General features: G+C 61.8%; 16 protein-coding genes. 7 read left to right on the top strand and 9 right to left on the bottom strand.

Annotation, left to right across the window (positions count from 1 at the left end):
- Window positions 1–12: 12 nt before the first annotated feature.
- The 5 genes from CS1GBM3_RS03655 to CS1GBM3_RS03635 form a co-directional block, all read right to left on the bottom strand.
- Window positions 13–1,674, bottom strand: a complete 1,662-nt coding sequence (locus tag CS1GBM3_RS03655; protein ID WP_072391537.1) for an isovaleryl-CoA dehydrogenase — start codon at window positions 1,672–1,674, stop codon at window positions 13–15.
- 118 nt (window positions 1,675–1,792) lie between these two features.
- Entirely contained in the window at window positions 1,793–2,917 is a 1,125-nt protein-coding gene (locus tag CS1GBM3_RS03650; protein ID WP_072391534.1) for a paraquat-inducible protein A, read from the bottom strand.
- Between the two features lie 150 nt (window positions 2,918–3,067).
- Complete coding sequence (gene grxD / locus CS1GBM3_RS03645; RefSeq protein WP_072391531.1) at window positions 3,068–3,409, bottom strand: Grx4 family monothiol glutaredoxin; 342 nt, start codon at window positions 3,407–3,409, stop codon at window positions 3,068–3,070.
- A 181-nt stretch (window positions 3,410–3,590) separates the two neighbouring features.
- Window positions 3,591–3,827 (bottom strand): BolA/IbaG family iron-sulfur metabolism protein, encoded by a 237-nt coding sequence (locus CS1GBM3_RS03640; RefSeq protein ID WP_072391528.1) that lies wholly within the window; start codon window positions 3,825–3,827, stop codon window positions 3,591–3,593.
- Between the two features lie 104 nt (window positions 3,828–3,931).
- Window positions 3,932–4,789 (bottom strand): hypothetical protein, encoded by an 858-nt coding sequence (locus CS1GBM3_RS03635; protein ID WP_072391525.1) that lies wholly within the window; start codon window positions 4,787–4,789, stop codon window positions 3,932–3,934.
- Between the two features lie 257 nt (window positions 4,790–5,046).
- On the opposite strand from CS1GBM3_RS03635, the gene CS1GBM3_RS03630 reads away from it, so the two are divergent.
- The 4 genes from CS1GBM3_RS03630 (at window position 5,047) to CS1GBM3_RS03615 (ending at window position 9,710) form a co-directional block, all read left to right on the top strand.
- Complete coding sequence (locus CS1GBM3_RS03630; RefSeq protein WP_072391522.1) at window positions 5,047–6,474, top strand: aldehyde dehydrogenase family protein; 1,428 nt, start codon at window positions 5,047–5,049, stop codon at window positions 6,472–6,474.
- 92 nt (window positions 6,475–6,566) lie between these two features.
- The gene (locus CS1GBM3_RS03625; protein WP_348533597.1) at window positions 6,567–7,160 is read left to right on the top strand and encodes a cytochrome b/b6 domain-containing protein; all 594 of its coding nucleotides are present in this window, start codon (window positions 6,567–6,569) and stop codon (window positions 7,158–7,160) included.
- Window positions 7,161–7,468: 308 nt separating this feature from the next.
- The gene (locus tag CS1GBM3_RS03620) at window positions 7,469–9,067 is read left to right on the top strand and encodes a B12-binding domain-containing radical SAM protein (protein WP_072391519.1); all 1,599 of its coding nucleotides are present in this window, start codon (window positions 7,469–7,471) and stop codon (window positions 9,065–9,067) included.
- Window positions 9,068–9,461: 394 nt separating this feature from the next.
- Window positions 9,462–9,710, top strand: coding sequence for a hypothetical protein (locus CS1GBM3_RS03615; RefSeq protein ID WP_139247775.1), 249 nt, complete (start codon window positions 9,462–9,464; stop codon window positions 9,708–9,710).
- Window positions 9,711–9,826: 116 nt separating this feature from the next.
- Here CS1GBM3_RS03615 and CS1GBM3_RS20020 read toward each other — a convergent pair whose 3' ends face one another.
- Window positions 9,827–10,078, bottom strand: a complete 252-nt coding sequence (locus CS1GBM3_RS20020) for a GcrA family cell cycle regulator (protein ID WP_072391513.1) — start codon at window positions 10,076–10,078, stop codon at window positions 9,827–9,829.
- A gap of 44 nt (window positions 10,079–10,122) precedes the next feature.
- Window positions 10,123–10,344, bottom strand: a complete 222-nt coding sequence (locus tag CS1GBM3_RS20015) for a hypothetical protein (RefSeq protein WP_072391510.1) — start codon at window positions 10,342–10,344, stop codon at window positions 10,123–10,125.
- A 559-nt stretch (window positions 10,345–10,903) separates the two neighbouring features.
- Between CS1GBM3_RS20015 and pqqA the strand changes: the two genes are divergently transcribed.
- Entirely contained in the window at window positions 10,904–10,993 is a 90-nt protein-coding gene (gene pqqA, locus CS1GBM3_RS03600) for a pyrroloquinoline quinone precursor peptide PqqA (RefSeq protein WP_072391507.1), read from the top strand.
- A 159-nt stretch (window positions 10,994–11,152) separates the two neighbouring features.
- Complete coding sequence (locus tag CS1GBM3_RS03595; RefSeq protein ID WP_072391504.1) at window positions 11,153–11,386, top strand: hypothetical protein; 234 nt, start codon at window positions 11,153–11,155, stop codon at window positions 11,384–11,386.
- Window positions 11,387–11,407: 21 nt separating this feature from the next.
- Here the strand turns inward: CS1GBM3_RS03595 and CS1GBM3_RS03590 are convergent, their stop codons facing one another.
- Window positions 11,408–11,704, bottom strand: a complete 297-nt coding sequence (locus CS1GBM3_RS03590) for a hypothetical protein (protein ID WP_072391501.1) — start codon at window positions 11,702–11,704, stop codon at window positions 11,408–11,410.
- Between the two features lie 305 nt (window positions 11,705–12,009).
- On the bottom strand, window positions 12,010–12,189 hold the full coding sequence (locus CS1GBM3_RS03580; protein WP_139247773.1) for a hypothetical protein: 180 nt from the start codon (window positions 12,187–12,189) through the stop codon (window positions 12,010–12,012).
- A gap of 375 nt (window positions 12,190–12,564) precedes the next feature.
- Between CS1GBM3_RS03580 and CS1GBM3_RS03575 the strand changes: the two genes are divergently transcribed.
- Window positions 12,565–15,075: a response regulator gene (locus CS1GBM3_RS03575; protein WP_171946419.1), complete on the top strand. Its 2,511-nt coding sequence runs from the start codon at window positions 12,565–12,567 to the stop codon at window positions 15,073–15,075.
- Window positions 15,076–15,079: the final 4 nt, after the last annotated feature.

The raw sequence follows: 15,079 nt of genomic DNA, 5'->3' as shown, positions 1-15,079 counted from the left end.
GCCGCGCCGGCCTTAGTGCACGGGCCGCGCACGCTCGAGAATGGCGTCAGCCTCGGCCGGGTCGAGACCCTGACCGTAGGTGTACCTTAGTCCGCCCCCCAGCCGCGTTCGTGCGAACGCCTCGGCGACCGGCGTCGGCGCGTGCGCATAAAGCAGCACGGCCGCGGCCAGGAGCGCGAGCTGCTCAGTGAGCATGCGGGCGTGCAGCTCCCGCGCAGACGCATCGTCCAGCAGGGCAACGAGACGTGCATATGCGGCGGCAACCCGCGCGTCGCCCTTGCCGGCCTCGCCAAGAGCGTCGAGCACGAGGCGCGCCGCCTCCGGCTCGCGCCCCAGCACGCGCACCACGTCAAGCGCCATGACGTTCCCGGAGCCTTCCCAGATGGCGTTGACGGGCGATTCCCGATAGATGCGGGCGAGGGGGAACGCCTCGGTGTACCCGTTGCCGCCGAGGCACTCCATGGCCTCGTAGGCGAACTGCGGCGCGGTCTTGCAAACCCAGTATTTCGTGACTGGCGTCATGAGGCGGCGCCACGCGGCGGAGAGTGCGTCGCCTGCGGCCGCGAAGGTCCGCGCGAGCCGGAACGCGAGCACAGTCGCGGCTTCCACGTCGAGCGCGAGATCCGCCAGCACGTGACGCATCAAGGGGTGCGCAGCGAGCGGCTTGCCGAACACGCGGCGCGCCTCCGCGTGGTGAACGGCATGGGCCAGCGCCGATCGCATGAGCCCCGCCGAGGAGAGGGCGCAGTCGAGCCGCGTCCACGTCACCATGTCGAGGATTGTCGCGACGCCCCGGCCTTCGTCGCCAACGAGCCACGCGACGGCTCCGTCAAGCTCGACCTCGGACGACGCATTCGAGCGGTTGCCGAGCTTGTCCTTGAGCCGCATGAGATGGACGGCGTTGACCGACCCGTCGGGCAGGAAGCGAGGCATGAAGAAGCAGGAGAGGCCGGCGGGGGCCTGCGCCAGAACGAAGAACGCATCCGACATGGGCGCCGAGAGAAACCATTTATGCCCCGTGAGGATATAACTGCCGTCCGGACCGTCGGGTTCGGCACGCGTGGTGTTCGCGCGCACGTCCGTGCCGCCTTGTTTCTCGGTCATGCCCATGCCGAAGGTGACGGACTGTTTCTGATCCAGGGGCGCAAAACGCGCATCGTAAGTGCGCGAAAGCACCTTCGGCAGCCAGTCCTTGGCCAGGTCGGGTCGCTTGAGCAGCAGCGGCACGCCCGCATTCGTCATGGTGATCGGGCAGCAGTGGCCGGGCTCCATTTGCGCGGCCATGTAGAAGCCGGCCGCGCGCGCAACGCACGCCCCGACGCTGGGCTCCGTGCCGCGACGCGCGAGATGCTCCCACGGCGCCGCATGCAGCCCCGCTCCCATGCTCGTCGCCATACAGGCATGATATGCTGGGTGATAGAGGACGAGATCCGCGTGCCGGCCCTGCGCGTCGTGTGTCTCGAGCCACGGCGGGAACGCATTGGCGAGGCGCCCCTGCTCGAGGCGCTCCGCGCTTCCGCATAGCGCGCCGAAGGCGGCCAGCTCTGCGCCGGCTTCGCCACCCGCCTCGCGCAAAACCGTCTCCTTGAGCACGGTGTCGGACGTGAACAGATTCACGTTCTCGAAAGGCGGTGGCTGGTTCAGGACCTCGTGCGTCGACCAACGTTCGGACATGGCGTCCTCACAGCGTGTGGCACCTCGATTGCGTTCGCGCGCCATTGAAGCAGGTTATCGGCGCGGACGCGCTCAATTTATTGCAACGTGGGGACCATGCCCGCCGCGCGTCGCGCTATCACGCCGGCCGGTGGCGCCGCGCCGGATTGGTCGGCAGCGTGATGACGTGCGAGGTGGCGTCGTCCGCGCCACGCGGTGGTGGTGCGGGCGGCGACGGCGGGCCGGTGGGATCGGTCGAGGCCGCGGGTGCGCGGCGCGCAACGGGCACCGTGTTCGCCCAGCCGTAGGCCAGCATCGTGATGATCGCGGATGCCGCGAAGAAGTAGACGCCGGGCAGCACGGTTGCCTCCGTGTATCCCGACGAGTTCACGTAGAAGATCAGGAGCGCCAGCACCATGACGTCGGTCATCGAATAGCGGCCGAGCCATTCCATGGTCGAGATCGAGCGCTTGCGGAACTCGGGCGGAATGTCCGGCGAGGTCACGAGCGTCAGCAGGTAGAACAGCTTGAGGAACGGAAAGAAGATTGAGAACAGGAACAGCACGACGGTCAGGAAATACTCCTCGTTCTCGAACAGCGCCCAGATGATGGTCGCGATCGAGTGCTCATTGGTCCACACGTAGATGGTGGTGAAGCGGATGACCGGCAGGATGATGCCGAGCGCGAAGAACACCGTCGCCAGGATGATCAGGAACGACAACACGAAGTTGCGGAACGGCGAGATCCGGCGCGCGAGCAGCGTCTGCGTCGTCGGCTCGTCGACGGGCCGCGCCGCGAGACCCTCGGTCCTCAGCCACGCGTAGGAAAGGATCATCAGCACCACGGCAGCCGTGAAGTAATAGACCCCGTGCAAGCTGGCAGCGTCGTAGACGCCCTGCGCCTTGATGAAGAAGATCGTGAGCGCCAGCACCAGCACGTCGTGCATGGACCACTTGCCGAGCCATTCGAGCGCCTTGAGGCGGTGATGCTGGCGTGTGAGCTCGGCCGCGGGCAGCGTCGAGACGAGAAGCAGATAGAGTAGCTTCAGGATCGGCAGCACGATCGAGAACACAAGTACCGTGAGCCCGAGGAACGTCTGCCCGTCGCGGATCAGCACGTTGACCGTCGACAAGAGCGAGTGTTCCGTCGTCCAGAACACGTACTTGGTAAGGCTGATGATCGGCAGCGAGATGCCGAGCGCCAGGCACACGGCGGCGCTGAGGATCGCGAGGCTCAACAGGAAACGCCGGCCACCCAACCGCATCGCACTGCCCACGCCCCGCTACGCCCAGCCGCAATCACTCGCCCGAGTAGAAGGCCCGCGGACGGCAAAACTTTGTCCGCGCACAGCGGGGGAGAGATCGGAGCTGATCACGAGATCGGCTCCGGGTGAGGGGGCCAATCTAGGCTGAACCTAGCCGTGGGCCGTGTGAGGGATGCCCTTCTCGTGGATGAGGTGATGCAACTCGCCCGCCTGGAACATCTCGCGGACGATGTCGCAGCCGCCGATGAACTCGCCCTTGATGTAGAGCTGCGGGATCGTCGGCCAGTTGGTGTAGCTCTTGATGCCCTCGCGCAGGCCCTGGTCCTCGAGCACGTTGACGTCCTTGTAGGGTACGCCGAGGTGGTTCAGGATCTGCGCCACCTGCGCCGAAAATCCGCACTGCGGAAACTTCGCCGTGCCTTTCATGAACAGCACGACGTCATTGTCCTCGATCGTCTTCTTGATCGTCTCGTGCACGGCCGCTTCGCTCATCCGAACCTCTCCTCCTAGGGGTGCCTTTGGCCCAAGTCTTCCGCTATGTCAGCGGCTCGTCCGCTGGGGCACCTGTCAACTGCTCGCCAAGCCATCTCCCGGAGGGCCGGCCCGCTCACGCGCGCCCCGTAGATGTGGCGTCGCTCACGGCATTGTCAATGCGGTTCCCAGGCCCTCTCCGTCAATCTGGCGGGGCACTCGTGGTCAGCGCCAGCGCATGCAGCACGCCGCCCATGCGGCCACCGAGCGCCTCGTAGACCATCTGGTGCTGCTGCACCCGGGTCTTGCCCTTGAACGCGCTCGTCTGAACGCGTGCCGCGTAATGGTCGCCGTCGCCGGCCAGATCCTGGATCTCGACCGTGGCATCCGGAAACTTGGCCTTGATCAGATCCGTGATCTCGGTCGGGTTCATGGGCATGAGGGGTCTCCTGAAACGAACGAGGCCGCCCGGCGGGGCAGCCTCAGGAACTCTATACGTGGGGGCCGGAGCCGAAAAGACTGCGGCCGAGTGCCGCCCGGTGGTCAGCGGCAGGCGGGCACGGGCGCCGCAATGCTGCCAGTCTCGATGGCCCCGGTCTCGATCGTCTGGATCGCCCGGAGCCGGAACGCCGCCGCAATGGTAAGGAAGCGGTCGTGCGCGACGCGCTTGAGGCTCGCCGCGATCTCGCGATTGCGGGCTGCGGCGAAGGCGTCGGCGCGGCCAGCTGCGGAGCGGGCCATCGCGTGGTCGATCTCGCGGTTGCGGGCCGCGATCTGCAAGATCTCACGTGCCCGAGCGGAAGCGGCGAGCGAGCGCTCGCTCTCCATCCTGCGCGCCGCGACGAAGAGCGCCGGACGCGCCGCGTCGTAGGCAGCCAGCGAAAGCGCGACCTCGCGGTTACGGGCGGCGGCAAACGCCTGAGTACGGGCAACCGACGAGCGCGCCATCGACTGCTCGACCGCGCGATTGTGGGCGGCGATCTGCAGCGCCGCGCGCGCGCGCGCCGAAGCCGCGAGCGAACGCTCGGCCTCCGCCTTGCGCGCGGCGATGAACGACGGCGCGTACACATCGCGCGCCGCGGTCTGGACCTTGAGTTCGGTGACGCGAGCCTCGGCGAGCAGGGCGGGACGCGCGTTCGCGCTGGCCCACATCGACGCAAAGATCTCGTGATTTCGCGTCGCGATGAACGCCCGTTCGCGCACCTCAGCCGACCGACGGAGCGAGCGGTCGATTTCGAGATTTCTTTGGGCGGTGAACAGCGACGACTTGATGGCCTCCACCGTCACGGCGTCGAGCGTCGCCCGCACGGAGGCCTCGGTTGCATTGGAAGGATGGCGATCGATCGATAAGGGGACGAGGGCCGCCGCAAGCACCCCTGCCGCCAGAGTTGCGGTACGCATGACGGAAACTCCATGAAATAAGTCTTTGATCCGACTATGCGCGCGGGAACCTAAAATTTTATCTATTGACGGGACTTTTTCCGGGAATTCGGAAATGAAAAAATACCCAGCAAATACGGTTACTTTTTTCTTTCCCGATTTGGGGATGTCGGCGCAAGACGAGCGAGCCTGCGGGCTGGCCTCGCTCACGCTTGCATGCCAAGAGAAAGCCGGATCGAACGACGTAGAGAGCGGGCTAGGGAGGCCACGACGGCGAGATGGCGGATCTGAACAAATTCTATATTGGCGGCGAGTGGGTCGCGCCCGCGGCGCCGCGCACCGTACCGGTCGTCAACCCCGCCACCGAGGAGACGCTCTACGAGGTGGCGCTCGGCACTGCCGCTGATGTCGACGCCGCCGTCGCGGCTGCCCGCGCCGCCTGGCCCGCCTACGCGGAGACGAGCCGCGAGGAGCGCTTGGCGCTTTTCACCCGCATCATGGAGATCTTTGCCAAGCGTCTGCGCGAGATCGGCGCCGCGGTTTCGGACGAGATGGGCGCGCCGCTGACCTTCGCCGAGCGTGCACAGGCGGGCGCCGGCCTCGGCCATTTCATCTCCACGCAGGAAGTGCTCAAGACTTATCCCTTCGAAGAGCGCATCGGCTCCGCCATGGTCGTGCGCGAGCCGATCGGCGTCGCGGGCCAGATCACGCCGTGGAACTGGCCGATGAATCAGATCGCCTGCAAGGTGGCACCCGCCCTCGCGGCCGGCTGCACGATGGTGCTGAAACCCTCGGAGTACACGCCGCGCTCCGCGCTGCTCGTCGCCGAGATCCTGCACGAGGCAGGCGTGCCGCCGGGCGTGTTCAATCTCGTGAACGGCGACGGGCCCGACGTGGGCGCCGCGCTCTCCGCCCATCCTGACCTCGACATGATCTCGTTCACCGGCTCGACGCGCGCCGGCATCGACGTTGCGATCCGCGCCGCGCCGACCGTGAAGCGCGTGACGCAGGAACTCGGCGGCAAATCGGCGAACATCATCCTGGAGGACGCCAATTTCGAGAAGGCCATCGCGGGCGGAGCGCGCCACTGCTTCGGCAACTCGGGCCAGTCGTGCAACGCGCCGACGCGCATGCTGGTACCGGCCGCGCGCATGGATGAAGCTGCAAGCATCGCGGCGTGCGTTGCCGACGGCCTCCGCGTCGGAGACCCGCGCGCCAAGGAGACCGACCTGGGCCCGGTCGTGAACCGCACGCAGTGGGAGAAGATCCAGCGCCTAATCGATAGCGGCGTCGCCGAAGGCGCGACGCTCGCCGCCGGCGGCCCAGGCCGGCCGCAGGGATTGAACAAAGGCTTTTACGTGCGCCCGACAGTGTTTGCCAACGTCACGCCCGAGATGACGATCGCGCGCGAGGAAATTTTCGGCCCCGTGCTGTCGATCATCGCATACAAGGACGAGGACGACGCCGTGCGCATTGCCAACGACACGCCCTACGGGCTGGCGGGCTACGTCTCATCCGGCGACATCGAGCGCGCGCGTCGCGTTGCGCGCCGCATCCGCGCCGGCAACGTCAATCTGAACAGCGCCATGAACGAGCGGCGCGCGCCCTTCGGCGGCATGAAGCAGTCCGGCAACGGCCGCGAATGGGGCCGCTTCGGCCTCGAGGAATACCTTGAGGTCAAAGCCATCTCCGGCTGCGGCGAGTGACCGAACACGTTGATCTGCGTCAGGGCCCTTCTCAGCAGCGTGTCAGGTTCAAAGTCTTAGGTTGGCATCCGAACCACAACCGGAGACCGACCATGACAATGCAAATCCCGCAGGAGACAGCTCGGGACCCGAGCTCTGCTGCAACACCGTCCGCATCTGTGAAAGTGTGGGATCTATTCGTACGTGTCTTTCACTGGAGCTTGGTGGTGGGCTTCACAGTCGCATTCCTAACGGGCGACGAGATGGAAACCCTGCATATCTGGGCCGGCTATGCCGCCGCAGGCCTCGTCACACTGCGCCTTGTCTGGGGGCTTATCGGGCCGAGGTACGCGCGCTTCACGCAATTCGTCAAATCACCTGCAGCGGTGCTGCGCTATATGCTCGACATCGCGGCCGGCCGTGAGGCGCGGTGTGTCGGACACAATCCAGCGGGCGGCGCCATGGTCGCTGTGCTGCTCGCTATGCTCGTCGTGCTGAGCGTAACGGGCCTTCTGATGACCACGCCCGCCTATTGGCATTCCAAGGTATTGGAGGAAGTGCACGAGGTTACGGCAAACGTCATGCTGGGCCTCGTGTTGCTCCACATCGGCGGTGTCATGCTTGCAAGCGTACGCCACCACGAGAATTTGGTGCGGGCCATGGTCACGGGCCGTAAGCGCCGCCCCGAAGGCCACGACATCGCGTGAAGACCAAACAACGCAAGCCCGCGATTGCCCGGATCGCGAAGCCCAGGCCATATCTATTACGCGGCGTTCACGAGCAGCAGAACCGGAATGGTGGGGAGGTTGAAGACGACATGGAGCCGATGCGGATAGCCGCAGACGCATGGCTGTGAATCTCCGGATCAAAGCCGGTTTCGTCCCTCCGACGGTCTCCACACGTTTGACGATTTGCCACGAGATAATCGCTGCATGGCGGATATCGTTCTGACGATGGCGCTCCAAACAAAAGCGCGCCTCGCACGTTGGAGCTTAGCCGGTCAAAGGAGGCCCCCATGCAGCCATGCAATGTCTTGCTGGTCTATCCGCGCTTCGAAGAGGCATCCTTTTGGAATTATTCCGTGACGGCAGAGGTGCTTGGCGCTCGCTATCCCACGATACCGTTAGGGCTTATCACACTTGCTGCATTACTGCCCGCAGAATGGGCCATCCGCTTGATCAACCGAAACACGGAAGCTTTGTCCGACGAAGATTTGGCATGGGCCGACGTTGTAATGACCGGCGGCATGCTGTTCCAGCAAGTGGACACGTTGAAAATATTGAGGCTCGCAAAATCGTTCGAGAAGCCAACAGTGGTCGGCGGACCGGACGCCACATCCAGTCCGCATGTTTACGCCGAAGCGGATTTTCGCGTGCTGGGTGAAGCCGAAGGTATCATCGATAGGTTCGTCCAAGCGTGGAATGACGGCCAACGGCGAGGAGATTTCTCTGCCCAGAAGTTCAAGGCAGACGTCTCGATGTCACCTGTGCCGCGGTTCGATTTATTGAAGTTCGAAGATTATCTTCACGTCGGCGTGCAGTTTTCCCGCGGCTGCCCGTTTACCTGCGAGTTCTGCGACATCATCGAGCTCTACGGTCGAGTTCCGCGCACGAAGACGCCGCTGCAGATGTTGGCGGAGCTCGAGGCTCTCTACCAACTCGGCTACCGTGGTCACGTCGACTTCGTCGACGATAATCTCATCGGTAACAAAAAAGCGGTGCGTGCCTTCCTGCCCCATCTCCAGGCCTGGCAGGAGGCGCATGGCTTTCCCTTCATGTTCTCGACCGAAGCGTCCATCAACATCGCAGACCATGAGGACCTCCTGTCGGCGATGAAGGCGTGCAACTTCTTTGCCTTGTTCGTCGGCATCGAGAGCCCGGATCCTGTAACGCTCGCCGCGATACGAAAGAAGCAGAACACGCGGCGGAACCTCGTTGAGAACATCCATCTCCTCTACGACTACGGGATGTTCGTCACGGCCGGATTCATTCTTGGCTTTGACAGCGAAACCGGATCCGTCGCGGACCCGATGATCGAGCTGATCGAGAAAGCCGCCATACCGGTCGCCATGGTTGGGCTGCTTTATGCGCTACCCAACACCCAGCTCACGCGTCGGCTGACTGGCGAACGTCGCCTTTTCGAGGGCTTCGATACCCATCCAGAGAATTCCGGCGATCAATGCAGCCGGGGCCTGAACTTCATCACCGCGCGCGACCGTCGGAGCATCCTTGAAGATTATCACCGCGTGGTCACGCGAATATACGAGCCCGATGCCTATCTCGGCAGAGTTGAAGCGATGGTTGCCAGATTGAGCTGGGCGCGGAGCCCGCATCAATTTCCGGTAGGTGATCCGCGCAGGCGAAAGGACATCGAGGCAGTCGAGCGGGTTATCAATTGCCGGCCGGATCTAAAGGAACAGCTCACCGCGACCTTTGCGCGGTGCTACAAAATCAACCCAGCAGCCGTGCGCCAGGTCGTGGCCTTGCTGGCGATCTATCTTCATCTCGGAACCTACGCTCAGAAGGTCGCCAGCGATATTCGGGCAGCCATTGACGAAATTGACTCAGGCCAATTCAGTACGCCCTCCATCGTGACGATGGGCGACGCGGCGTAGCAACGATGGGCGTCTCTGCGTCGGGACATGCGTCTGCAATAATGACCCAACTCGGACGTCGAGCATCTCGACCTTCAGGGAGATCAGATCGACGCGATGCCGAGAAAGCGGACATTGGTCCGATGGCGTCGAGGTGCCGACTGACTCTTTCGGCCGTGACGGTAGCGCCTCGAGCAGCAGACATTGCTCGCTGACGGAGTGGCCACACGAGAGAATGGAGGCCGTCAATTGGCAATCATCCGGCGTGCTCGCAAAAAAAAGCAAGCATCTAGACAAGGCTCCGCACGCTCCCAATTAAAGGCGCGTCGGTCCAAGATGTCTATTTGGCCTCAGGGGTTCGCGATCTCGTCCGCCCAAACCCGGAAAGACTTGAGCGTGTTGGGGACACTGTACCGTGAATGGCCGCACCACGTGTGCCTTAGTGATCAAGGCGGCAATGCGTATCAGGCCAACGCCATCGGCAAGCGTCTTCGGCACCGGACGTGAACAGCTCGATTTGAAGCGCTCAAAGGGGCTTTTCGGGATCGAGTTTGAGCCCACGGTCGGCAATAACCTTATGGAAAGCTGCCTCAAGGTCGGCCTGCGTCAAACCAGGAAACTTGCGCTGCAGTGCTGTCAAAAGGCTGGCATCCTGATGGCCTAATGTGATTAAGCGATCGAGCTCATGGGCAACCTCAAGACACTCAGTCATTCGACGTGATCGCTCCATTGTCCGCGTGCATTTCGCGCATGTCGCCCCAGACAGAGGACTGTATGCCTCTACGACACGAGGTTTGGATAGGTCACTGCGCGAGGCCTCACCGGCTGGAACGCACGACGAAGATGGAAATCGCAGTACGGATGCCCGTCGACCTTACGGCTGCCGCAGAAGTGGAAGCCGGACACTTGCGGATCTCCGATCGGCCAACGGCAGTCGTTCGCCATGAGCGCCTCCATCGTTTTTCTCTGGCCAACGGGAATGACGGGATCTTGTAGCGGTGTCGAGTCGATCGACTTCTTGTTTGGATACATGGAAGACTCTCGCTGAGAAGTATGCCGCACGAACTTATGAACACTTAGTGCGGGCTTTCGATGCCGGCCGCAAGGTCGGCAGCCAATTTCCGATCCAGATACTCGATATGCTCCGTGATCTCTGCTTTTGTCATGCCACGTATGTCGAACCACTGGTCCATATACTGGACGACGACCCATTCACTGGGTGAAGCGGTCCCGTGAGCGATGATGTACCGGGCCTCAGCTTCTGTGATGAGCTTCGCCTTTTTATAGAGCGTCCTCATCCCTTCGATCCCCTGATACGCACGTCGTAAGTTCGTTTACAAGCTATCACCCGTCAGCTCAGTCGTCGGTTTGAACGCGCTTGCACACTGTCCTCCACCGCTTCTTGGTCATGTGCGTTGTAGGGTCCCACAGAGCCATGCAGGAGGCCAATTTCTCCGCTTTTGTCGCTCGACTGTAATTGCCGAGCCCGAGGGTGGACTCCTGCGCAACCGCGGCCGGCGCAGATGCCTTTCCCTGACCGCTTGCCGGAACCGAAGCTAAGATTATTGCGCAGACGGCGAAAGCGAGTGCGGCAACGAAACTGTTATGATGAGATGTGAACAGGGAAATAATCCTTTCGTTATGTGCGTCACGACAAACACGGATGGTACAAACCAACTTAGCGCCAGCATGCATGCGGCGTCAGATTCGGATACTACTCAGGCCGCCCAAAACGCACGGCGAACAGTGCTGATTGAAAGAAAAACGCGAACGTGATTGGCGCTTCGCGCGGGAGATACCCATCTCCTCTGCAGTGACTGGTGCAATGGGCATCCGTCCAAATTAATGGAGACAGCCATGAGGACTTGGAACGCACCGCAGGTGCGCGAGCAGGCCGTTGGTCTCGAGGTTACGAGCTATCTGCCGGCCGAGATCGACCTCATCTAACACGATCTCGTACCATAGAGCGACGATCAGTGCAGTCGGCGCCCGTGCACGGGCGCCGACTGCACGTTGTGACGCTGAAAGCGCGATTGGAGAAACGTGCATGATGAACAACGCTCGCGACATCGTCTCTTTCAAGAGACAGGCGGATCCTACGCCGACATGAGGAAAACGAGTGGGCAGATCGCGCTTTACTGCTACGAGGATGCAAACTTTTCCATGGCGCGGGCGATCGAGATCGCGGGAGTTGCGGGACGCGATGGACTGGTTGTGCGTCTGCGACGACTGCGCGATCAGTTGATAGACGCGCACAGCGAGGTCGAGCGACTTGGTCGGAAGTCCTATATCACCAGCATCGATCGTTGGGAGAATGAGGGTGGAGCGCTCCGCACTTAGCCGGGCCGGTACTCTTTTGTGTTAGCGTCGTATCGTGCCGACCTGTAGCGCCGTTTGAGGACGAGCGGTATCACGCTCCTGGGCCATGGCAAGATCGAGTGGATCGATGGCGACGACCTGTCTCTTGTGACTGACAGAGCCGATTGCGGGAAGCTCGATGGTGGTTTCCACTCGGCGAAAGGCCACGAAGGACAAACCTTCAATCAGCTCTTCCTCGGACTCGATTCGATAGCTGCCGGCGGGCAACTCACCGTCGATGCCACCGAGAGTAAAGGCGCTATTGAACACTGCAGTCGATCGGGTGGTGCGCGTCGTCATCGTCTCCACTTTTCCAAAGAACGGCTAAGGATGTAGTTGTGAACGAGCCAGGCATGGGCGCGCATCGCCACGCTAGTCACAGTATTGGCGAAGACGGCTCCGTTCCAAGGGGGCATCTCAGGCTTGGGGGCCGGCTGCTGTCCGCAAACGGGTGAGGCCAGCACCATCGCCGCCAGCGTAAAGGGCAATATGGCTGCTTTCATACGAGCGCTCCGTTGCCGAACGAACGAAGAGCGAGCCAGTGCACATGGTGCACTGGCTCGGCGCTGCGACTAGCCGTTTTGAGACGTCGGTCGCGCGCTGACCTAGATCTTCTGCGGCGCGGGCGGCGCTGGCTTTTGCTCCGACTTGACGGCGGGATTGGCAACCGTTTCTGGCTCGCCGACGGTCGGCGGACTTCCGGTCGGTGTCTTAGACGGCTCGGTCGGGGTATCGGGTGCCGCGGCAATTGGAGTGTCAGAGGCTTTTGTTTGGTCGTCGATCATGAATGTCACCGGTTTGATGGTTCAGTTCATGCCGACAGTGCTCCTCTGTTCGGGCAAAGCTTAGACTCGGAATGTACCTATGGCGCCGCCACTTGGAGGAGGTACGCGTCGATCTGATCACGCTTTGCGACGCGTTCCCATTGTCAGAGTCAACGCAGGCCGCGGCGGGACAATACGTGCTAGGATGTATTCGCTTGCATTACCCATTGTGGGCGAGCGCGCACAGAAAGCAGGATCATGACCGGGCCTCGTCCTGGTGCGCCGAAGGCATCCCGAAAGCTGCCGTCCGGGGAGTGCGCGCCGAAACGCGAAACCATCAGCGAGAAGCTCACCGTGTCGAACAGTCAGCTTCCGGAGGGGGCGAAGCATTTGCGCGTGGCGTCCGACGACCTCAACAACATCCTCAACAGCTCCGACCTGCCCATCGTTGTGCTCGACCGGGCTTTGAGGATCCGCTTCTTCACACCGGCGATCACGCCGCTGTTCGACGTCACGGCGAGCGACATCGGGCGCCCGCTCGGCGAGCTCACGCATCGCTTCAGGGCCGACGACATTCTGAGCGACGTGCATGCCGTCTTCGATACGGTTGCTCCTATTCGGCGCGAAGTCGAAACCGATGACGGGACTTGTTATATCTGCGGAGTCCGGCCCTATCGCAGCGATGAGAAGCATGTCGATGGAGTGCTCATCACCTTTGTAGACATCTCCGAAGTCAAGGTAGTCCAAAGAGAGAGTCAATCCGCGCGCGCGTATTCCGAAGGTATCATTGCTACGATCGAACAACCTCTCGTCGTCTTGGATACAGAGCTTCGCGTCGTTTCTGCCTCGACATCCTTCTACCGGGTATTCGAAATCGAACCGGCAACCATCGTCGGTCGCCACCTCCTAGACTTTGGCTCCCATCTCGATGTGCCGGAGATGCAAAAGTATCTTGCCGCGCTTCTTTCGAGCGGCGCAGGAGTGGCTGATACGGAAATCACGCTAACATTGCCGACGTGCGGCGTCCGGTCCTTCATGGTGAGCGCCCGTGCCATCGGAGACAGCCCCTTGGGAAATCTGAACGTGCTTCTGTCGATCGTCGACGTCACAGACGCGAAGCGCGAGAGCAAGGCGCTGGCAGCCGCAAAGGCGCTTGCCGAGAATGCCAATATCGGCAAATCGCGGTTCCTGGCCGCTGCCAGTCACGATCTGCGCCAGCCCTTACAGACTATCAATCTGCTGCAAGGGATATTGAAAAAACGTGCGCGCGACGAACATACGCTTCAGTTGCTCGAGCGCTTAGACGACACGGTTGGTGCCATGTCGAGCATGCTCGACAAGTTGCTCGACATAAACCAGCTCGAAGCCGGCGTTGTGCAGCCCAATATCGTCAATTTCCCCATCAGCAGCCTGCTTGCAAGGCTGAAAGCCGATTTCGCCTACCTTGCCGAGGAAAAGGGACTGCAGTGGCACGTGGTCCCTTGCAGCCTCGTTGCACGAAGTGATCCCAAGCTCCTTGGGCAAATGCTTCACAATTTGATCTCGAATGCCGTCAAATACACGAGCAAGGGCAAGCTGCTTCTGGGATGTCGGCGGCGAGAGGGGATCATTCGTATCGAGGTGCTCGACACGGGCATCGGCCTACCCATGGAGCAGGCTCGGAAAATATTCGATGAGTTCCACCAGCTCGCAAATCCAGCTCGCGACAGCAGTCTGGGTCTTGGGCTCGGCCTTTCAATCGTCAAGCGGATAGGAGATCTGCTCGGCCATTCGATCGATGTCCGCTCGATCCCCGGCTACGGGTCGGCATTTGCGGTAGAGGTACGGATCGGTGACGCGGGCGAAGGCGGTGAGACACGGCCCATACGCGCAGTCCAGGAGAACTCGGTCCCCGTTGTCGGCACAATCCTGATCATCGACGACGATCCAATCGTCCGGAATATGATCAAGATGCTTCTCGATCAGGAGGGACATCGAGCGACGGTGGCAGGCGATGTCGCTACAGCACTTGATATCGCGGGAAAAGACGCTACGGAACTGGATCTCGTGATCGCGGACTATAACCTGTCTTGCGGGGCGAGCGGCCTCGAAGCCATCGCGGGCCTGCGACAGCAGCTCGGCCGAGACATCCCCGCCATCGTCCTGACGGGTGACATCGCGACCATCACGTTGCGCGCTGTTGCTGATCAGGGGCACATTCAGCTCAATAAGCCGGTCAAATCGCAGCAGCTCATAAGCCTAATCCAGCACCTTCTGGTCAAGGCGACGAAAAATAGACCCGACGCCGCGACCGACGTGCCATCATCCGCGGATCCTTCCGCGGTACAGAGGGTGTTCGTTGTTGACGATGACGCCGTTGTCCTCAGGGCAATGCGGGATCTGCTCCACGAGCATGGCTATGCAGTAGAAATCTTTACAAATGGCGAGGAGTTCCTGCACGCCGAGCGATCCGATGGCTGTCTGCTGATCGACGCCCGATTGCCCGGCATGACCGGTCTCGAATTGATCGAGCGCCTCAGAGCGGAGAACTGTACACTGCCCACAGTCATGATAACTGGCGACGGAGACATTGCTCTAGCCGTCGAGGCGATGAAAGCGGGTGCCTCCGACTTTATTCAAAAGCCGGTCGGTCACGTGGAGCTGCTTGCGAGCATTGCGCGCGCATTCGAGCTCGATGGAGGCAGACCCTCTGCGGCGCGAGAGCAGGCTATCTCTCTCGTCGCAGGCCTGACGGCACGCCAACGCCAGATCATGGACCTCGTCATGGCCGGACATCCGAGCAAGAACATTGCCGCCGACCTTGGCATCAGTCAACGCACCGTGGACAATCATCGGGCGGCCATTATGAGGAAGACCGGCTCCAAGTCGCTTCCCGCCTTGATCCGAATCGCGATCGCGGCGGCTTGAGCGG

It is taken from the genome of Hyphomicrobium sp. CS1GBMeth3, from assembly GCF_900117455.1.
Lineage (GTDB): Bacteria > Pseudomonadota > Alphaproteobacteria > Rhizobiales > Hyphomicrobiaceae > Hyphomicrobium_C.
The sequence above is the reverse complement of the archived record's forward strand: the minus strand, read 5'-3'. Positions and strand labels throughout refer to the sequence as shown.